The sequence below is a fragment of the Trichocoleus sp. FACHB-46 genome, assembly GCF_014695385.1.
Taxonomy (GTDB): Bacteria; Cyanobacteriota; Cyanobacteriia; order FACHB-46; family FACHB-46; genus Trichocoleus.
The window spans coordinates 11,166-31,792 of record NZ_JACJOD010000013.1 but is presented as its reverse complement, the minus strand read 5'-3'; the positions used below and the strand labels follow the sequence as shown (position 1 = coordinate 31,792).

Sequence of the window (20,627 nt, the reverse complement as noted above, 5' to 3'; positions counted from 1 at the left end):
AGACAGGGAACAAATAAAGTAGCGCAGATCCCTAGAGTGCCCTGAACCAAGAAGGGACTCGCGGCTATAGCGAGCAACATTAGGTTTTCTTAATCTGAGAGTACTCGCTGTTCCGACAGATGAGCTGCCAGCTTCATCAGTTTTTACAGAAATTGGCCATTAAGCTTCGTCAAAGTACACGTTTCGCCACAATTCAACGAATAAGTTGCCCCTAAAGACGAGTTACTAGCGAAAATCCACCAGATTTTGATCGAACCATGGCAATTGACGGCTTTCGCTCTCAGTCCGTAAGATTAAATTAAAGTAAACAAGTGTAAAGATAAATAGGTGAGCGCTGTCCATTTTTAGCGTCACTCATAGCATCCACTTATTAGATTTAATCTAGCGTTGCCAATGCCATACCTTTCTCCGCGACGGCTTCTTACTTTCCTTGCTGCCTTCTGCTTAGCGTTGTCAATATGGGCGATCGCACCAGCAGCCCAAGCCTACGAAAACCCACAACTGCTGCCCAGTGAACCAACGACGGTCATTGATCTAGCAAAAAATCTTACGGGCATTCAAGAAGAATCCTTGGCCAAAGATTTAGAAACCTTTGAAGCAGAAACAGGCTGGAAACTTCGAGTTTTGACTCAATTTGATCAAACTCCAGGGCGAGCGGTGAAAGACTTTTGGGGCCTAGATGAAAAAAGCCTACTGCTAGTTGCGGATGCACGGGGCGGTAATATCCTCAACTTTAGTGTTGGGGATGCCTTTTATGAGTTGATGCCACGCACCTTCTGGATTGAACTGCAAACCCGCTATGGTAACCAATTCTTTGTGCGCGAAAATGGTGAAGACCAAGCCATCATTCAAGCCCTAGAGTCCGTCAAAGCCTGCTTACGTAAAGGTGGGTGCCAAGTGGTGCCCGGTTTGCCTCAAGAACAGTGGATTCTTACTCTAATTACTTCACTGGTTGGAGGCGTGATTTTCGGCTTTGCCGCTCATCCTCGTAAGGAAGGCCAAGTGTTTGCTTGGCAATGGGCTTTAATTTTCTCGCCTCTGTGGGGAATTTTATTTATTGCTTTTGGTGTTGGTCCGGTTGTGACGCGTACCTCAGAATGGCTACCTCTGTTTCGAAACGTGGTGGGATTTATGCTAGGAGCTTTAGTGGCTTATCTTTCACCAATGTTTACTCAGTCCTCCGCCCCTGAAAGTTAACCAGTGGTAACTTGAATGCAGGCAAAATTTCCTCAAGACTGAATTTCAATCCGCTGAGGATAGAACCAACGCGATCGCCTAAAGTGCAAGCAGTCCTATAGCAATTACGCTGTATGACTGCTTAGGAGTGTATAACTATCTCAAACCCCAAGCACGCATTTGAGGGACAAGTTAGGCATGGAGTGGCATATTACGGACGCTCAGAGTTTAGGAATCATTGACCGAGAAATGGGTGAACACACGTTTTCCCCGGCTGAATATGAAATTGTGCGTCGAGTGATTTATGCCACTGCTGATTTTGAGTACAAATCCTTGATTCGCTTTTCTGAGCAGGCACTACAAGCAGGGGCAGCAGCTTTAGCAGCCCGCAGCACTATTGTGGTAGATGTGCCGATGGTACAAGTTGGTATTACTTCAAATATCCAAAATACCTTTGCCAATCCGGTATATTGCAGCATGGATGCTTTGACTCGGCCTCAAAGAGATAAAACTCGCGCTGCTTGGGGTATTGAAACCCTGGCACGTCGCTATCCAGAAGGCATTTTCGTGATTGGTCAAGCCCAAACTGCCTTATCGGTCATTGTGGATTTAATTGAAGCAGAAGAAATTCGCCCCGCCCTAGTGGTGGGCACTCCCTCTGGATTTGTCGATATTGAAGTTGCAAAACACCGCTTACAGGATTCATTGGTGCCCCATATTCGCATCGAGGGACGTAAAGGGAGCGCTGTTGTCGCCGCTGCAATTATGAATGGCTTAGTAGATTTGGCTTGGAAAGCCTACGGTCAAGACAGCCCTGGTATGGGTTGAGTCTAGATATGGGCTCAGAGACTTACATGTCCATTGCAGCGCGGCGGCGAGGGGATTTGCGAGGCTTGGGTTGAGCGCTTAGTCGTCGGCTAACTTCCAAGAAATTATCCCGCTGCACTTGTGGGTAGTCGCTCACCCAAATATTCTGGCTAGGAATGTAAATGTCAGAAATTTTGGCAATGCGACTCAGATCTGGCAAATGCGACATCACCACCATATGAGCGACTTGGTCTGGGCGAATGGCTTTATGCTCCCGACGCAGCGGCACTTGGACGGGAATTCTAAATCCGCTCTCGTCGCCTACTTCTAAGTTCAGACGTCGTTCGCGGTTTTCTACGAGGACTAACTCTCCCCGCTTATTCACGGTTTCTTCTGTCCCAATCAGTTCTTCGCTGACGTAGGCATCTAAGACACGGCCTTGCCAAAAACCGCTATGGCGTGGTTTGCGAGCTTCTAGGTTTCGGAGGGTAGCCCAGAAAACAGGAGCCCAGAGCCAATAGAGACTGGTTGCCACTCCTAGGAAAAAGAGGATGAGCCCACCTGCGCTGCCTTCTCCAAGAACGGAGTAGGCGATGGTGACAACTACCCCTCCCACAACAGAAATGAGAAGTCGCTTTAAGAAGTCAGAGACTTTTCCCCAGTGATATTTGTACTGAGGAAAAGTGGCAACGAGCGGAACCAGTTGTTCGAATTTCTCGCGAGTCAATGGAACTAGCATTAGTACAAGTTTATATATTCTTGAGTTGGCAATAGTTTGTGGGCGATCGCTTTAATATTATGAGCCTAACATTGTGAAGTTTTTAAGGGAAGGAACTTTGGCGGCAACTCGAACCCACGACGCTTTATTTACTAGTGATAGACTTGGCTATAGGTTATTGGCTATAGACTAGCAGTTTGCCCAAAGGTACTGCTCTAGTGGTTGGCAGGTCGCTTCATTTCTTTGTATTCCTCTGTTTATGAGTTTAACTTTAAATAAGAGGAGAGTAATTCTACGGATTTGAGCACAGAAAGTTCAATCTTTACTGTCTAAAAATTGCGTAGTTGCCTCGAAGTTTTTATAGAGCAAAAGTAGCAGAATGAATTTAATTCTGAATAAGGCGTTCAGAAAGACTAAACAAGTAGGGGGCAACTAAATTTGTTTGGTTTTTCTGGTTAGGAAAGCGTCTTTACAGGTGAATTGCCTGACCCTGGGGGCTTGTAGGGTCAGGCAATTTTTTTTGGTAATTTTTCTGGGTCTAAAGGATTTTTTCTAAGCCATAGACCAGCGACTTTAGCTGAATCACTTTGCGAATTGAAAGCAAGACTCCGGGCATGTAGCAAGCGCGATCGCTCGTGTCATGCCGCAGGGTATAAATTTGCCCAGCTGCGCCAAAAATGACTTCTTGATGAGCAATTAAACCGGGTAAACGCACACTATGAATACGAATTCCTTCATCGGCTAAAGCTCCTTTGGCTCCTGGTATTTTTTCAGTTTCCTCAACCGTTGCTGGGTTAAAGCTTTTACCTAGCTCGGCTAGCATTTGCGCTGTTTGTAGCGCTGTTCCGCTTGGAGCATCTGCTTTTTGGTTGTGGTGTAGTTCAATGATTTCGACATGGTCGAAGTGCTGGGAAGCTTGGATTGCGGCCTGTTGCAGCAGCACCATACCAATTGAGAAATTAGGAATGATGAGACAACCTGTACTGGCTTTGTCAGCAAATTCGGCTAATTCTTGAATCTGCTGGGGGCTTAAGCCAGTCGTGCCGACAACGGGACGAACACCATAGGCGATCGCAGCTCTCACGTTGTCATACACACCGTCTGGGTGAGTGAAATCGACCATCACTCCTAGCTGCTTCTCTTGCCCAGCCATCGCTAGGACTGGCTCAAAGTCGTTAAGGATTGGCACTTCTAAAGGGCCGCATCCAGCCACTTCCCCTACGTCTTCACCTATGTATTTGGGATTGCGATCGACAGCCCCAATCAGGGTCAGATCAGGTGCTTGGGCGACAGCCTTGACGACTTCGCGGCCCATTTTTCCCGCAGCCCCGTTAACAACAACCGGAATGGGAAGTTGACTTGTCATGATCTAAATCGTGTCTCTGGACGGAATAAGCGCATTTTAAACGAGTGGCAGTGATTCGATTGCTTAGCTAGGCTGGGTTAGTCATGTAGAGCTGTTAGAGTTTGGTAAAAGTCTGCTTGTTAATGCTCTAGCCAATGGCTGACCTCTGTGATCTCTAAACTGGCGCATCAAATCCGTTTTACACGGCCTAGCTTAGAACGCTGGCGCAAGCTGATACCGATGGTGACTCAACCCGCTCTAGTGACGAGCGTGATTGTCACAGGTTTGGTGCTGGGGGTGCGGCAAGTGGGAGGATGGCAACTGCTGGAGTTAGCGGCTTACGATCGCCTAGTGCAACTGCAACCTGATTTGGGACCTGACCCTCGCTTACTTGTAGTTGCCATTACCGAATCAGATATTCAAGCTCAAAATAGGTGGCCAATCTCGGATCAGGCGATCGCGCAAGCCTTAGCTGAACTCCAGCGTTACCAGCCCGCTGCCATTGGTTTAGATATCCTGCGGGAAATTCCCCAGCCACCGGGGCGCACGTCCCTGCTGCAACAACTACAAGCACCGAATGTAGTCACAATCTCGACCTTGGGGGACACAGCCAACAACAAGACCAAGGCTCCGCCGGGTGTGCCAAGTGAGCGGGTGGGATTTAACGATATTGTCTTCGACTCTGACAACGTGATTCGGCGCAATTTTCTCTTCGGAGAAACTGATAACGCTGAATTTGCTTCTTTGTCGTTGCGGTTGGCATCAAAGTATTTGGCCCCCCGAGGAATTACCCCGCAACAGCCCTGGAAAAGTTACCAGGCAGTCCGCTGGGGTGAGGCTGTGTTTACGCCGTTACAACCAAATTCCGGTGGTTACAGCAACGGTGATGCTGGCGGGTATCAAGTCTTATTGAGCTATCACTCGAACCAGCGAGTGGCTCGTCAAGTGACATTGACGCAGGTATTGCAGCGTCAAGTGAATCCAGCCTGGATCAAAGACAAAATTATCTTGATCGGAACCACAGCCCCTAGTATCAAAGATTTGTTTCCTACTCCCTACAGCGCGATTGAGCAGGGCAACCCAGAAATGCCAGGAGTGCTGATTCATGCTCACATGGTCAGTCAATTTATCAGTGCGGCGTTGGGCCAGCGATCGCTAGTTTGGTTTTGGCCTGAGTGGGCTGAAGGATTGTGGATTTGGGGCTGGGCGGCGGTAGGGGCCTTGTTGGCTTGGCGAGTTCGGCATCCGGTCTACCTGGGTTTGATAGGAATTGCTGCCGTCGGTGGCTTATATCTGGTTTGCTATGGCTGGTTTACCCAGTCTGCTTGGATTCCTTTTGTACCGCCTGCGATCGCCCTACTCACGACAGCGGGTAGCTTGGTTTCTTACTTTGCTTATCAGGCGTATCAAGAGCGTAAAACGATCGCTGAACAAGTTGAAGACCAAGAAAAAACGATTGCCCTGTTGCAAACCTTGTTAAGTGGGGATCCAACCATTGCTTTAACTAGCGCTCCGACCAGTGCTGCAAGTGGTGACACCACCTTAATCCCGACCCAGAGTACCAAGCGGAGTGTCACCACCCAGGTGCCCACTAGTAGCACCAAGTCTAATGATGCAACTGAGGCCATTAATACCCGCACTTATTCAGATCAGCATGTTGCTAATGACCTTGAAGACCCAATCAGCGATCGCCCTCGCTTCCTGTTGAGTCGGCGCTACAAAATTGATCGCGTCCTGGCATCCGGGGGGTTTAGCTTGACCTATTTAGCTCAAGATACTCAGCGACCCGGTAATCCGCTGTGCGTGGTGAAGCATTTAGTGCCAGCCCGGAGTGATATGCGTTTTTTGCAAACTGCTAGACGCTTGTTCAAAACTGAAGCTGAAATTTTGGAAAAGCTAGGGAAACACGATCAAATTCCGCAACTTTTAGCTTCATTTGAAGAGAACGCTGAGTTTTACTTAGTAGAGGAATTTATAGCGGGGCACCCTCTCAGCGAGGAGTTACCTGCCGGCAAGCGGTTGTTAGAAGCTCAAGTTGTAGAGTTACTCAGGCCCATCTTAGAAGTCTTAGCATTTCTGCACGAACGTCATGTGATTCATCGGGACCTCAAGCCCAGCAATATCATGCGTCGCCAACTCGATCAACAACTAGTGCTAATTGATTTTGGAGCTGTGAAACAAATGCAGCCTCAAGACTATAGTGCTTCCCGCCAGAGCGCCCAAGAAGAAGGATTTACTGTTGCGATCGGTACTCGTGGCTATGCTCCCCCAGAGCAGCTAGCTGGATACCCTGGTCTCAGCAGCGATGTTTATGCGCTGGGAATGATCGCCATTCAAGCCCTAACCGGGTTTTTTCCCTACCAACTGTCACCGAATCCTGAAACGGGCACTGTGATTTGGCGAGAGTTTACTGAGGTCAGCGATCAATTTGCGGCGGTTTTGGATCGCATGATCTGCTACTACTTCAACGAGCGATACCAATCTGCTGGTGAGGTTTTGCGGGATCTTAAAGCGCTAGAAACTTGATACGAGTACTGGGAGTGCATTTAGCTCTAGGCTGTATGGCAAAATGAGAGACAGTCATCAAATATTCTTAAGATCTAGGTAATCCTGTGAGTCTGACTGCCCAAGCTAGCCCAAATTCAAAATCAGCTACTCGCCGCCTGGTGTTTCCCTTCACAGCCATTGTGGGTCAGGAGGAAATGAAACTGGCCCTGCTGCTGAACGTAATTGACCCTAAGATTGGCGGTGTCATGATCATGGGCGATCGCGGCACAGGTAAATCCACCACCATTCGTGCCTTGGCTGACCTGCTACCTGAAATTGAAGTAGTAGCAGACGACCCCTTCAACAGCCACCCCACCGATCCGGAGCTGATGAGCGATGCCGTCAAACAACTGGTAGAGCAGCAGGGTGGTGTTAAAGTTGCCCAGAAAAAAGTCATCATGGTTGACTTGCCCCTTGGTGCGACCGAAGACCGAGTTTGTGGCACGATCGACATCGAAAAAGCATTATCAGAAGGGGTAAAAGCATTTGAACCTGGCCTGTTAGCCAAGGCAAACCGAGGCATCCTGTATGTGGATGAAGTCAACTTGCTGGATGACCACTTGGTAGACGTACTCCTCGACTCTGCCGCCTCTGGTTGGAATACAGTTGAGCGGGAAGGTATTTCGATTCGGCACCCGGCTCGTTTCGTCTTGGTTGGTTCCGGGAACCCAGAAGAAGGTGAACTCCGACCCCAACTGCTCGACCGCTTCGGGATGCACGCGGAGATCCGCACCGTCAAAGAGCCATCTCTACGGGTGCAAATCGTCGAGCAACGCACTGAGTTTGACCAAAACCCTCAAGCTTTCCTAGAGCAGTATCAGGCGCAGCAGGATGAGCTACAAGAGCGCTTAGTGGGAGCGCAAGAACGCCTCAAATCTGTCAGCATGGACTACGATCTGCGCGTGAATATCTCTCAGGTTTGCTCTGAGTTAGATGTAGATGGGCTCCGAGGCGATATCGTGACCAATCGGGCTGCCAAAGCGATCGCAGCCTTGGAAGGTCGCACCGAAGTCACTGTCGATGACATTCGCCGAGTGGTCACGCTTTGTCTGCGTCACCGCCTCCGCAAAGACCCTCTAGAATCCATTGATTCTGGCTACAAAGTGGAAAAAGTGTTTAATCGCGTATTCGGCTTAGAAGAAGCAGAAACTGAGGCGGTGGCTGCGACTAACGGCACTGGAGCCAGAGCTCGCTAAACTAGAGGCTCGCTAAACGACAATGGAAAAACGTGTCCTAGGCTTAGACCCCGGATTGGCGATCCTAGGCTTTGGCATTATTTTGGGTAGGGACGAGGGTAACCACGCTCCTACCCTGCTTGATTTTGGGGTAATCCAAACTCCAGCTCATACAGAAATGGGCGATCGCCTCTGCACCATTTATGACGACCTGCATACGCTGCTAAACGAATGGCAACCCGATCTAGTGGCGATCGAAAAGCTGTTTTTCTACCGCATGGGCAACACGATCGCCGTTGCTCAAGCCCGTGGCGTGTTGATGTTGGTCCTAGCGCAGCACAAAGTACCTTTTGTGGAATTTACTCCAGCTCAGATCAAGCAGGCTTTAACGGGCTACGGTGGAGCCGACAAGCAAGAGGTGCAGCAAGCCGTGGCACGGGAACTTAACTTAGATGCCATCCCTAGACCCGATGATGCGGCAGACGGCCTGGCAGTGGCCTTAACGGCTTGGTTTCAGCGCTGATGACACGTCTTTATGGATTCAGAGTTGAGTGAGGTTCTGTGACCCTTCCAGAGGTAGATGTAAGCAGTTATAGAGGCGCCGTAAGGTTATGGGCGATAAAACAATGCAAATTCAAACTAATTTATTCCCTGTTGTTAAACGATCATGCAGGAAAAGCTTTTAATATCTCCTAAGCAAAAAGAAGAGTTATTCCATACCGAACTAGTCAAGCATGGAGTTCCTTTTTACAAAGCTGCAAAAGTAGCCAATATTTTAGTTTCTGCCCCCTCAGATGAGACTTTGACGGAGGAAGAGATTCAGCTAGCCAAAGATGCTTGCAGAGAGTGGCTAAAGCAGCGTAAACGTCTTGATTTGGTGCTGCGGACTGTAGAAACTGTTAACCTAAACAGGAATAAGCGCAGCAGCTGAACAGCATCAAGGTCTAAAGCGATCGCCAGCTTATTGCCAGAAGCGATCGCTGCATCACAAAAAAATCACCTTAATTTTGACTTATCTAGAATGGCTCAGGCGGGATTTGAACCTGCGACCTTGGGCTTATGAGTCCCCTGCTCTAACCACTGAGCTACTGAGCCGAGCTGCATCCATCAGTGCTGACTGATTTCGCTTTATTAAAATAGCATAAAAAAGTTAGCGATCGCTATCCTTATCTGAAAAAATCTAAAAAATTTAGGCTAGCTGTTACAGACATAAAAGCAATCGGGGAAGCCAAAGACCTCCCCGATGATCAATTTTGATTAAGTAACGCTTGAGCTAATTAGCGGCTAGCGAGGTACTTCATTGGATTGACAGCACCTTGCCCAGCAGCATGGAGCTCAAAGTGGGAGTGAGGACCTGTGCTATAGCCAGTGCTGCCCATTTCGGCAATTTGCTGACCTTGGTCAACTTGCTGGCCTGAACGCACCAGAATCCGGTTGTTGTGGGCATATAGAGTAACGCTACCGTCGGGATGCTGAATCTCGACTAAATTGCCATACCCACCCTCATTCCAACCAGCAGTGATCACAACACCAGAAGCTGCTGCTACAACAGGAGTTCCTACAGGAGCCGCAATGTCGATTCCTTTGTGCATCCGACCCCAGCGCCAACCATAACCTGAGCTTAGAACTCCCTTCGCGGGCCAAATATAACCCTTGAAGCTAGCTGCGTTTTCTGGCAGATAGCGATCGGCTGCCGCCAAAGGTGGCAAATCAGGAGACACGGTTTGTCCTACTAGAGGCTTCACCAGGGGATCATAGGAGTCTGAACCTAGGGGAGCGGCCGCAACCAACTTTTGACTAGCTTCTGGCTTGACCGTATTAGACGCTGTAGGAGCTGAAGATTGCCCAGACTGACGCTTTTGCTGTAGCGTCCGAATTTCGGCTTGTAGAGCTTCTGTGTAGCGGCTAGGGCTGAATTCTGGATTGACCTGCCGAGCCGTTACAGGGCTAGCATTAGGCTTCTGAGATGGAGCAGCGCTGATAGAAGGCACTGTCTTCAGCACATTAGCCTGAGTAGCGGTGGCTTTAGATGACCCAGTAGCTCGGTACTTCTCACGCAACTTAATAATCTCGGATTTCAAGTTGTTGATGTAAGGGCTGTTGCTTGCGTCTGGGTTAAACGAGGCTCCTGAGCTGCTTGGCTTCTCAGAAAAAGGTGCATTGCTCAGTGGAGCTGTTGCTACCTTGGTACCCTCTTGGCCTTCAGCCGCCTTCTCCGTAGCGATCGCTTGCTTGGGTACTGCTGCGATCGTGCCTCGGAATTCAGCGGATTTAGCGCCAGCAGCAGAGGTGCTAGGTAGGCTAGCTCCCACAACTGGAATGGTGGGAACAGAAACACCACTGGTCGAAGCGACTAAGGTTGGTGCCGTTCCGTTGGCGACATCAGCCGTAGTAGCGACTTGTAAAGTGCCCTCTTTGACTTGAGGAATTGTGAGCACCTGATTAACTCGGATATAGTTCGGATCGCTGATTCGGTTGGCTTGAATCAGTTCTGCTCTAGAAATGCCGTGATTCCGAGCGATCGCATCCAAGGTGTCCCCAGGGCCGACCCGATAAGCGCTTTGCTCAACCGCTGTTGGCACCTGAGGCTCACTCATGGCCTCCGGAATCACTACAGAGCTGGGAGCGGGAACTACCTGAGGCTCGATAATGACTTGAGTCTCAGCTTCTGGTTTCAAAGCTTTCGTGCCCTGAGCGGTCGCTACTACAGAGCTGGACTCATTGGTTTTGGACTCAATCACCTTAGGCTCCAGAGTCGGAGTAGGTACTTGAGCAAGTTCAGCGAGGGTGACCACTGGTTTTGCTTGTGGTACTTCGGTCGCTGCAACAACTTGAGGCTCTTGAGGTTGCGTTTTTTGAGCCACCTCTGCGGTTACCAATGGAGTTTCAGGAGATGCAGTGGCAGTTACTTGGCTTGCTGCACCATCGACATCAGACTCCTCAGCGAAAGCTGTAGCAACCTGATTGCTATTAACTAAACTTTGACCTTCCTCAGACCGTAACTCCGCCAGACTATTTTTCAGCTCATCTCGCTTTTGCTTTAAGCGATCGAGAGCAATGTCTTGCTGTTCCTTCAAAACCTCAGCTTGATCTACAGAAGCAATGCTGGGTTCGTTTACTTGTAGCTCAGCCGTGGGATCAAACGTGGGGCTTGGTTCCAACTGGGCTGAAGCAACCTCGTAAGAGGTGGAAGTAGAGGAGACAGAAGGAATCTGTAGAATCTGACCAACCTCTAGGGTGGTGCTAGGGGCGATACCATTAGCGGTAGCGATCGCGGTAGCATCAACTTGATAGAGTCGAGCAATTTGCCACAGGGTCTGGCCTGGTTGCACACTGTGCTTGATAGCAGAAGACTCTGGCACAGGCAGTGTAGCTGCTGCTGGCTCGATTTCTGGGGTAGCTGAGAGAGCTGCAACTTCGTAAGCCGGAACGGTTGCAACCGATGGTTCAACAGTCAACGGTTCTGCTGCCACAGCTCGATCGTTTTGCCGAGGCAGTAATAAACTGGACGCACCCATCGAGATTGCTAATCCAATCATGGCAGCAGAGGTGCAAGCCTTACGATTGACCTCGGTTGGCCCCTGCTTGCTTTGTTCATCAGCCACATCACTTCCTGGTGTGTGGGAAAGAACAGACTTGACCTTCTGCGGAAATGCTCGTTTCAAAGAACGACCTCCTAATGACCAGCGCTTAACTGTCCTCAATTCACTCGATCCGTCGTCAGTCAATGATGCAAATCACATTGAAAACAGACGAAGATCACTGACGGCAATTACACCTAGGCAAGATTACCCTGCTTTTTTGGTTTAGACAAGCTTACACTACTTAACAAAAAATTCAAGAGTCGATTTTTGAGTCCAGCTCAAGGGGTTTTGCTGTCTCAGAAATTGAGTTGCAGTTTCTCTTGAAGAGCTAATCAAACTGAAGTTTAACGCACTTCTCTCGTTTGCTAAATCAAGTGCAGATTTCAGATTACTCGCCCAAAAACTAGTGTTTGTCATTGCGTCAGTAACGGTTTTTTTCAGCCGTCTCAGAGCTGGGGTACAGGATTCAACTTAACTACAGACGTGACTCTACGTGAAGTTTTGGTGAACATCAACCGTGGAATCATGCACCCAGATTAAGGTAACTAAAAATTTGGGATTTAGGTTCCCAAGAGCAAACCCGTCTGTTTTGATCGCTACAGCAGTTTTCGGATGGAACAGGATAAGACCATGACAAAGTGATCAAAATTCACAGCGTAGATTGGGTGATCTCATCGAATTCTTTATAGGAATTTCTTATTGCTTCCGGATAGATTTTGTATTTTGTGCGACGAAATAATTTTATCCAACTCTAACTGCCTACCATAGAACTACTTTCTGATTTTCCATTTCTAATAGAGAGTAAAGTCATTGAATAGAGATGACTACTCAATCGCAATATAAGAATTAAGCGATCGCCTACCTGAAAATGAACTTGTCAAGGCTGCTCAGGCTTAACGCTAAGATCACCCAATTGACGGCGGGCTTCAAATAAACCAACGGCTGCACTGACGGATAGGTTAAGGCTACGAACGTGAGGCTGCCCCATAGGAATGTAGAGCACTTGGTCACACATATCTAAAACTTCTGCGGGCAGACCTTGAGTTTCACTGCCAAACAGCAGCCAATCATCGGCTTGATACTGGCATTCAATATAACTACAGCTTCCTCTAGCGCTAAAACCTAGCCAGCGGCCTCCCTTAGATCGAGAGTAAGCCTGGAAAATCTCTACAGAGCCGTGATAATGCAGCTTAACGTAGGGCCAATAGTCCAGACCTGCTCGCTTCAGATAGCGATCGGTGATTTCAAAGCCTAGAGGAGCCACTAAATGCAATTCTGTACCCGTAGCAGCGCAAGTTCTGGCGATATTGCCCGTATTTTGGGGGATTTGGGGATGAACTAAGACAACTTGGGGCATAAAGAGTAATTTGTGCTGATACCACTCGCTGAAAACACAAAAAAGTCTACCTTTTGGTAGACGAACCTATATATTTTTTTAATAGTTCCAGAAAAAACGCAAGTTGATTAAAGATCCTGATCAATCAATTCATTCATGATTCGGATCTTCGATAGTTTAATACCCCTATTTTGGCATTCAGGGCTACAAACAATTTCTTTTGGTCTTCAGCCAGAATTATTTTGCTAAAAGAAGAATTTCTAAAGCTGGCAGTCCTGGCTTTTAGAAGCTGAAATGTTCCTTGCTTAATAACTACAGTGGAAAATTAAAGGCGCTAAGTTCAGAGCTGCAATGCCTCAGGTGAATAACTACGCGGCGATAGGCTGGCATAACTCAAGTTCTAAAGCTCGCTCCTGCTCTGCCATTGCTTGAATAGCTTGACCAATGACTGTGCGGCTATCTATACCTGATTCATGCAGTTTCAGCCATTGTTGCGCTTCATTACCTTCTCGTAAGATTTTTTTCAGCGGTAGGAGAAAACAGCTAAATCCCTGCTGTTTAGCGATCGCCCATACTTCTTGATAAAGCTGCTCAATCCAATCTCTAGCCAAAATTGTTCTACCGTCTTGCCAATGCCTCAGTTCTGCATCTAGGCTGTTTCGGGATACCGCAGCTTCGTTGGCATTCGTCAGTTCAATTAAATCTTCAGCGCGAGTTGTAGCGGGTAAGGTGCTGGCTGTGAGCGGATCAAGATTGGGGTCAGCAATGAGTTGTTGCAGGCGAGCTTCTAAGAGCGCGGTAATGGCTAGCAGAGCGATCGGATCTGAAACTAAATCACAAATTCTGAGTTCCAGGCGATTGAGATTATAAGGACGGCGATCGCCATTCGGTCGAACAGAATCCCAAAGGTGCCGTACATTTTGCATCGTACCTGCTACGAGCTGAGCCTCCGTCCACTGAATGAAATGAGCATGACTCTCAAACAGAGGCACATGAGCGGGAGTTTTAGGAAAGAGTCCCCAACGAGTAGAGTGGTAACCTGTCGCCTGACCATCTAAAAAAGGAGAGGACGCACTGAGGGCTAGATATAGAGGAGCTTCTAATCGAATCAAGCGGCAAGCTTGCATCAACAGCTCTGGCTCAGCAATGCCGATGTTGATATGGATGCTGGCTGTGACGACCTTAGTGCCATAAGTGCGCTCAATATAGCCGTGGTAAGGATTGCCAGGATCGGAGCGGCAGAAGCGATCGCTCCCCCCCAAAGACAAAGTGCTACCTGGTAGCAGGGTATAGTCGCCCAACTGATTGAGATAGCGTCGTAGGGACACGCGAGGATGCACTAAGTCACAGAGTAAGCGCTCATAGCGGCACAACGGAGCAGTAGTGTACTCAACATTGCGGCTATCAGGCTCGCGCACAAACCCATCTAAGGTTGCCACAATCTTGTCGGATAATCCCACAATGTCGCCCTGGGGGGTTCCTGTGTACAGCTCTACTTCAAAACCTTTTGATAGCAGCACGGCTTTTCCTCAATGGAGCTAGGCAGTCTTCTTTATCTAGTATCAAGGAAAGCGGAGAAATGCAGCGATACCTAGCTAAAAACAGCAATTTGTACGGTAGAGCTGCTGACTATTCCGCTCTACCGCAAATTACGATTATTTTGCATCCTCGGAAGGGCTAGGACCACGCTCAAGAGCCGCAGGGTTGGTCTCTTCTTCCCCCTGGCCTTGGGCATCAAAAGGATAACCTTCTGGTTGGTCAAGGATTGCCTGAGGGTCTACTCCTGGATTACTCGCATCATCCATGACACCGTTAGCATTTGTATTCGGTTTGATCGAAGCACCTTTGTGGCTAGCATGACCGCCGGGCATATATGTTTCCTCAACTAAAACAATTTTGGTATGCCCCAGCTTAGACCTGGTCAGCGCGAGGAATCCCTATCCCAGGGCTTAAATGTAGCTAGGAAAACAAGCTAGCTGGACAAGGAATAGCGGTTCAGGAGCGATCGCCCTTTGGACAGAAGGACTGCTACTTGAACTGAGGCTCGCTCACTTATGTGTGTAGGCTCAAACTGGAAAACGTAGTATTGAAGCATAGAAGCTGGTAGGTCAGATTCCGAAGATGAGAGTCAAACGCCTAAGAATGGAATCGTTCCGTGGCATTGATGAAATGACATTGGAATTTAGTGATAGTGAACCAATAGTTTTGATTGGGGTTAATGGAGTAGGAAAGTCAAGTATCCTCGACTGTCTCTCAATTCTTCTCTCCTGGCTTACAACAAGAATTGAGTATGATCCAGACGGTAGAGGGTCATTCGCTAGGAAGCAAGATGGACATCTTGTTATTGCAAGACAGTCAGAGCTGGCCGAAGGCCACAACTTTGATGAGTTCGATGTAAAGAATGGAGAGAGGGTGAGCAGAGGTGAGGTTACACTCTCTTTTGGAATTCAAAAAGTTACTTGGGCACTTACTAAAACTCTTGTTGGACGTAGTACAGCAAATACACATGTTAGCCTTTCTGATTTAGACCGATTCACTGGTGAAAAACGTCGTCAGTGTGAAGAAGATCTAGAGGCTAGCGTACCTTTAGCTATCTACTACTCAGTTAACCGGGCAGTTCTAGAGGTTTCTCTTGAGGTGCTACAAACCAACTGGTTTGACCAAACCTCTGCATATGAAAATGCTCTTACAGGTGCACATTCTAGCTTTGGTAGTTTTTTTCAATGGTTCAGATTTATGGAGGATCTGGAAAATGAAACTCGGCGAGACGACGCGAATTATCAAAAAGATGAGTTAAAAGCAGTTAGACAAGCTATCTACTCGATACTCGGTGAGGGCTTCTCAGATCTTCGAATTCGTCGATCTCCTCTTCATATGACTGTGAAAAAGTATGGACAGGATTTGAGCATCAACCAGCTCTCTGATGGCGAAAAGTGTTTATTAGCGATGGTGGGGGATTTGGCGCGACGGTTAGCGATCGCTAATCCAGGTTTGGCAGATCCACTTCAAGGAGAAGGTGTTGTTTTAATAGACGAAATTGAGCTACACCTACATCCCGCTTGGCAACGCGAAGTGATTCCCGCTTTAACCCGAACATTTCCAAATTGCCAATTTATTGTGACCACGCATTCGCCGCAAGTTGTGAGTCAAGTTAAGCCTGAAGGGATTTACCTGCTCGAACGAACTCCTCAAGGTGTAATAGCTCGGCATCCTGAAAGCTCTTACGGAAGAGACAGCAATCGGATTCTGGAAGATGTGATGGGTGTTCCGGAGCGACCTCAAACCATTAAAGATAGTTTGCGCCGATTATTCCGGCTGATCGAAGAGGGCAACTTAGATAGCGCTCGACAATTGCAACACCAGCTTGAGCAGCAAATTGGTGACGATGAACCAGAATTTGCAAGAGCAGATGTTTTAATTCGCCGTAAAGAAATTCTTGGTCGATGAAGTATATCGAGAAAGGCGAGGAGCCAGAGAGCTTTACTGCCTGGAAAGCCCTTGAAAATGAAAACTGGAAACCTCATTGGGATGACTTTCGATCTCCTCAAAAGCCTAAAGTCCATGAGGCACTAATTCGAGACCAAGGCTATCTCTGCTGCTACTGCGGATTGCGGATTGATAAGAACAATAGCCATATTGAACATCTAAAACCTCGCGCACATTATCCACCATTGGCGCTGGACTATTCCAATCTTCTTGCTTCCTGCCCAGGAGAAGGCGATGACCAAAATCGAGACCAGTCTCAGGAACTGCGGGCACAGGCAGAACACTGTGGACCCTGGAAAAAAGATTGGTATCAGCCAGACTTGATGGTTTCACCGCTGATGGAAAACTGCGCTGATTATTTTGTCTACACAGGTTTTGGTGAAATTCTGCCAACTGATTCCCCTGCCATGAAGACTGCTGCTAGTCAGACAATTAAGCGACTGGGGTTGAATAACGCCAAACTTGAAGCATCCAGACGCAGCGCACTTCAGGCAATTTTGCCAGTTTTAGAGGGGCTGTCAACTGATGAGATCCAGAAGCTAGCACAAGCCTATAGCCAAAAAGATGCTGACGGAAAGTATGTGCGCTTCTGTGCCGCGATTATTTCTTTTTTAGAACGCTACTCCACTCCTGAAGCTTCTGCTTAGCTAACTGTTATTCCTTCCAGCTCCTCGTCAGTGAGTTCGTAGAGTTGATGGAGTTGGGCGAGTTTTTCGGGGTCTGGGTTCCAAAAACCGCGACCGTTGGCTTCGAGCATCCGGGCGACAATGTTACGGAAAGCTTCGGGATTGGCTTGGCGGAGTTTTGCGGCCATTTCTGCGTCGAGGGCGTAGGTATCGGCGGCTTGGTCATAGACCCAAGATTCGTGGAAGTCGGCAGTACCAGCCCAGCCAATTAGGGCAGTCATGCGTTGAGAGATTTCGAAAGCACCCCCAGAACCTTGTGCGGCCATTGCTTCCGCCCATTTGGGGTTGAGGAGCTTGGTGCGGTATTCCAGGCGTAGTAAATCTTCGAGACTGCGAGGGGTGCTGTCTTTCGAGAAGCTTTCCACAAAACTAGTGGTGACCTTTTTGCCTCGTTTTTGTTCGGCAGCTCGTTTCAAGCCGCCTGTGTTGGCGTAGTACTCCTGAATATCGGTGAGGCCATATTCTAAAGAGTCGATTTCTTGAACGACTCGCTCGGTGGTTTTGAGTAGCGTATCGAGAATTTCCGGGCGAGCTTGGCCTTTATCTTGGCGACCGTAGCTGAAGGTGTTGCGATCGCGCCAGGTATCCCCAAGTTCATCCCCCGATTCCCAGTTGCCATCTACTACGCGATCGTTGACTAAGGAACCAAAGTCTCCGGCTGGGTTGGAAAACAAACGGGCGGAGGCATTTTCGACACCTTGGGCTTGCAAGGCGATCGCGTGTTTGCGGATAAAGTTTTGGTCTTCGGGTTCGTCGGCTTCAGCAGCGCGACGGAACAAGTCATCGAGCAGTTCAATAATGTTGACGAAGCTATCGCGGAAAATGCCAGAGAGGTTGGCGAGCACGTCAATGCGAGGATGACCCACTTCGGCTACAGGCTTGAGTTCGTAACGGACAATTCGCCCCGTGCCTTCTTTGATGGGTTCCGCGCCAACGAGTTCTAGCAAAATACCTAAAGATTCGCCTTTGGTTTTGATGGCATCTAAGCCCCAGAGCATCACGGCCACAGTTTCGGGGTAGGCGTGGTGTTCTTGGAGGTGTTGGGCAATGATTTGTTGGGCGATCGCTCGGCCTCGTTCATAGGCAGCAGGTGAAGGCATCCGGTAGGGGTCGAGGGCGTGGATGTTGCGGCCTGTGGGCAAGACACCAGGGCCATCCCGCAGCAAGTCACCACCGGGAGCGGGAGGAATATATTCCCCGTTTAAGCCTCGCAATAAATTGGTTAGCTCATCGGAAGTTTGGGCGAGTAAGTCTCGAACTTGTACCGCTGCTTCGAGTTTGGGAGTTTTGCCGTTGAGGTCAAATTGTTGGGTCAGCGATTTGAGGTCAGCACCAGTAGCAACTTGAGCGATCGCCTGTTCTGGCAATTCTTCGCCCAAGTAAGCGTTCAAGTAGCCTTCTACGATTTCGGCATTAGGCACTGCTCCTAACGTATGCAGCCCCGTGGAGAAGAGGCGGTTTTCTAAAACTTGCAGATACTCGTACAGCTTCAGCAAGTAGCGATTGAACACCTCAGCGCTGAAGAGTTTGGCGTTTTCTGGAGTGAGGGAGATACCCAGCTTCTTTGCTTCGTCGCAAGGGCAATCCGCATCTAAACCAGTGTCGGCAATCTTCTTCAGGATCGCTTCCTTGAGCACGTAGTTTTTCGTGGGGTCTTCGCGATATTCGGCGATTAAGTCCCGTAGCGTCACCAATTCTTTGTAGAGTCCGGCGCGACCATACGGTGGCACATTATGAGAAATCAGTACGCCGTAGCCCCGCCGCTTTGCCAAAATCGACTCAGACGGATTGTTCGCTGCATATATATATAGATTGGGCAGGTTGCCCAGCAGAATATCTGACCAAGAATAGCCTGTATTGCCCAGCGGCGAACCTGGTAGCCACTCCACGGTGCCATGCATCCCGAAGTGGACGATCGCGTTAGCTTGAAAGTCGTGTTGTAACCACTGGTAGAAAGCGGCGTACTGGGGATGAGGAGTGAGGTCGCGCTCAAACATCAGACGCATGGGGTCGCCTTGGATGCCGAGTGGTGGTTGCACCCCAATCCAAATATTGCCGAGTTGAATGCCACCTAAGCAGAACTGATTGCCACAGGTTTTAATGCCGCTATCCGTCAGCGACTTCCACTGTTTCTCAATGCGGCTAGTTTTTAGGAAGCCCAACCATTTCTCTAGTTGGCGATCGCTCACCAAAGTAGTTGGAGTATCCTCCTGATCAGTAAAGACTTCATCGGCGGCTTTGACCTGACGAATTAGTTCCTCGCCATCTTCCGGCAAGTCCCCGACCGTATAACCTTGGTCTTTCAAAGCTTGCAGGAATTTCAGCAGCGATCGCGGCACATTCAACAAAGCAGCCGTTCCCACAGCTCCATATCCAGGGGGGAACCCATAGAGAATGATTGCTAGTTTGCGATCGCTAGGCGGAGTGCGTCTCAGTTCGATCCAGCGGTTCAATCGTCCGGTCAGGCGTTGGACTCGTTCGGGAATCAGATAAATATCTTCGCCGACTAAACCCCCAAGTGGCACCGGATCGATTGCACCATCAAGTTCTGGCAAGAAATACAGCACCACACTTTGCAGCCCACCAATTCCCTGCCGCGTCCAAGAATGAATATCTTGAATCAGTAAGGGAGCCGCGACGATATAGGGGACATTTTTGGCACTGAGAATCCGCTTCGCCACCTCGACTTGCCTGCCCGCTTCCATCGAGCCAGCAGGACCACCCACTAACGGGAAGCCAATTGTAGAAACGATCGCATCCACTGCTACAGCCTCTTTCGAGAGGGATAACGTTTCGGTATTGCCTTGCGATCGCTGTTCTTGCTCGTAAGCCGTCGTCATCCAATCCCGTACCGCCACATGCCCTTCTACTCCATTGATGAAAATTGGCAGCGGAATTAAACCTGCCTGCTCAAAGTGGCGAATCAATTGCGGGATGTAAGGTTGTTTGGTGACAACGTGTTTGCGGTAAAGGAGAATTCCTACAACGGGGAGAGTAGCGTTTGTAGGGGCGGGTTTTGTAGAGAAAGGATTGCTAGCCGAAGATTCGGTGCTAAACCCACCCTTACCGGAAGGGACAGATCCGCGATCGCGATACCAATCTAGATATTGCTTGGGAGACTCGAAATAACCTGCATAGTCAGGATGCAACAGCCCCATATTCGGAGTTTCGATCGGGGCAGGAATTTCACCGATCGCTAAGTCGAGATATTTTTCGGCGATCGTCCAGAACATCGACGCTACGTTCTCTGGGCCGCCTGCATTCCAGTAGCCGTAGATGATCAGCCAGTTGCGGAGGTCTTGGACTTTTTGGATCGGGACGAATTTGAGGAGTTTTGGCCCCACTTTCAAAAAGCTGAGGTAGCCTGCAAGTTTGTCTTCTTCCTTGCCGCTGCCAAATTTGTCGAGAATGAACTTGACAGGTTTGGGCATGCCTTTGGGCTTGTCGCCAATGGCGAAGTCGCCCAACTTGGTCAGGCTCATCAATTCCAGCGCTGACTCAAACACCAAGCGAATCGGAATTTGCTGCACGCGATCGCGCAACCACAACACTTGGTCATAGTCGAACAGCAAGCTGCCAAAGAAGACATCTGCTCCTTGGAGAGCGGCTGCGATCGCTTCTGATTGGGTGGTGAGGTCGCGATCGCTAAATACGCAAATCTCTAACTCTGGACAACGAGCTTGCGCCAGTTGAGCAGCTTTGCGGTATAGGTCCGCATTAAAAGACTCAAACCCAGCCATCAATACAATGCGTTGCATGCCCAAAGT

15 protein-coding genes and 1 tRNA gene are annotated in these 20,627 nt (G+C 48.9%); 8 read left to right on the top strand and 8 right to left on the bottom strand.

The features are described 5' to 3' along the window. The first annotated feature begins 393 nt into the window (after positions 1 to 393). Both H6F72_RS07745 and H6F72_RS07740 read left to right on the top strand, forming a co-directional pair. Positions 394 to 1,197 carry a TPM domain-containing protein gene (locus H6F72_RS07745; protein ID WP_190433446.1) on the top strand — a complete coding sequence of 268 codons (804 nt, stop codon included), beginning with the start codon at positions 394 to 396 and terminating at the stop codon, positions 1,195 to 1,197. Positions 1,198 to 1,374: 177 nt separating this feature from the next. Beyond that, positions 1,375 to 2,004, top strand: a complete 630-nt coding sequence (locus H6F72_RS07740) for a precorrin-8X methylmutase (RefSeq protein ID WP_190433444.1) — start codon at positions 1,375 to 1,377, stop codon at positions 2,002 to 2,004. Between the two features lie 22 nt (positions 2,005 to 2,026). Here the strand turns inward: H6F72_RS07740 and H6F72_RS07735 are convergent, their stop codons facing one another. Together H6F72_RS07735 and dapB are read right to left on the bottom strand one after the other, a co-directional pair. Continuing rightward, entirely contained in the window at positions 2,027 to 2,722 is a 696-nt protein-coding gene (locus H6F72_RS07735) for a phosphate ABC transporter permease (RefSeq protein ID WP_190433443.1), read from the bottom strand. A gap of 517 nt (positions 2,723 to 3,239) precedes the next feature. Then, positions 3,240 to 4,067, bottom strand: coding sequence for a 4-hydroxy-tetrahydrodipicolinate reductase (gene dapB / locus H6F72_RS07730; protein ID WP_190433442.1), 828 nt, complete (start codon positions 4,065 to 4,067; stop codon positions 3,240 to 3,242). 147 nt (positions 4,068 to 4,214) lie between these two features. On the opposite strand from dapB, the gene H6F72_RS30140 reads away from it, so the two are divergent. The 4 genes from H6F72_RS30140 (at position 4,215) to H6F72_RS07710 (ending at position 8,699) form a co-directional block, all read left to right on the top strand. After that, the gene (locus H6F72_RS30140; protein ID WP_348252022.1) at positions 4,215 to 6,572 is read left to right on the top strand and encodes a CHASE2 domain-containing serine/threonine-protein kinase; all 2,358 of its coding nucleotides are present in this window, start codon (positions 4,215 to 4,217) and stop codon (positions 6,570 to 6,572) included. An 86-nt stretch (positions 6,573 to 6,658) separates the two neighbouring features. Beyond that, positions 6,659 to 7,789 carry a magnesium chelatase ATPase subunit I gene (gene bchI / locus H6F72_RS07720; protein WP_190433441.1) on the top strand — a complete coding sequence of 377 codons (1,131 nt, stop codon included), beginning with the start codon at positions 6,659 to 6,661 and terminating at the stop codon, positions 7,787 to 7,789. 22 nt (positions 7,790 to 7,811) lie between these two features. Next, the gene (ruvC, locus tag H6F72_RS07715) at positions 7,812 to 8,291 is read left to right on the top strand and encodes a crossover junction endodeoxyribonuclease RuvC (protein ID WP_190433440.1); all 480 of its coding nucleotides are present in this window, start codon (positions 7,812 to 7,814) and stop codon (positions 8,289 to 8,291) included. A 144-nt stretch (positions 8,292 to 8,435) separates the two neighbouring features. Further along, positions 8,436 to 8,699, top strand: a complete 264-nt coding sequence (locus H6F72_RS07710) for a hypothetical protein (RefSeq protein ID WP_190433439.1) — start codon at positions 8,436 to 8,438, stop codon at positions 8,697 to 8,699. Between the two features lie 91 nt (positions 8,700 to 8,790). Here the strand turns inward: H6F72_RS07710 and H6F72_RS07705 are convergent. The 5 genes from H6F72_RS07705 to H6F72_RS07685 form a co-directional block, all read right to left on the bottom strand. Beyond that, a tRNA-Met gene (locus tag H6F72_RS07705) sits at positions 8,791 to 8,863 on the bottom strand. A gap of 182 nt (positions 8,864 to 9,045) precedes the next feature. Beyond that, on the bottom strand, positions 9,046 to 11,433 hold the full coding sequence (locus tag H6F72_RS31055; RefSeq protein ID WP_190433438.1) for a peptidoglycan DD-metalloendopeptidase family protein: 2,388 nt from the start codon (positions 11,431 to 11,433) through the stop codon (positions 9,046 to 9,048). A gap of 796 nt (positions 11,434 to 12,229) precedes the next feature. After that, positions 12,230 to 12,709 carry a tRNA (cytidine(34)-2'-O)-methyltransferase gene (locus H6F72_RS07695; RefSeq protein ID WP_190433436.1) on the bottom strand — a complete coding sequence of 160 codons (480 nt, stop codon included), beginning with the start codon at positions 12,707 to 12,709 and terminating at the stop codon, positions 12,230 to 12,232. Positions 12,710 to 13,056: 347 nt separating this feature from the next. Next, positions 13,057 to 14,208, bottom strand: a complete 1,152-nt coding sequence (gshA, locus tag H6F72_RS07690; protein WP_190433434.1) for a glutamate--cysteine ligase — start codon at positions 14,206 to 14,208, stop codon at positions 13,057 to 13,059. A 135-nt stretch (positions 14,209 to 14,343) separates the two neighbouring features. Beyond that, entirely contained in the window at positions 14,344 to 14,559 is a 216-nt protein-coding gene (locus H6F72_RS07685; RefSeq protein WP_190433432.1) for a hypothetical protein, read from the bottom strand. Between the two features lie 250 nt (positions 14,560 to 14,809). Between H6F72_RS07685 and H6F72_RS07680 the strand changes: the two genes are divergently transcribed. Next, entirely contained in the window at positions 14,810 to 16,135 is a 1,326-nt protein-coding gene (locus H6F72_RS07680) for an AAA family ATPase (RefSeq protein WP_190433430.1), read from the top strand. Continuing rightward, positions 16,132 to 16,821 carry a retron system putative HNH endonuclease gene (locus tag H6F72_RS07675; RefSeq protein WP_190433429.1) on the top strand — a complete coding sequence of 230 codons (690 nt, stop codon included), beginning with the start codon at positions 16,132 to 16,134 and terminating at the stop codon, positions 16,819 to 16,821. The genes H6F72_RS07680 and H6F72_RS07675 overlap by 4 nt, the downstream gene beginning before the upstream one ends. On the opposite strand, the gene bchH is transcribed toward H6F72_RS07675, so the two are convergent. Then, positions 16,818 to 20,618, bottom strand: coding sequence for a magnesium chelatase subunit H (gene bchH, locus H6F72_RS07670; RefSeq protein WP_190433427.1), 3,801 nt, complete (start codon positions 20,616 to 20,618; stop codon positions 16,818 to 16,820). The genes H6F72_RS07675 and bchH overlap by 4 nt on opposite strands. Positions 20,619 to 20,627 lie beyond the last annotated feature (9 nt).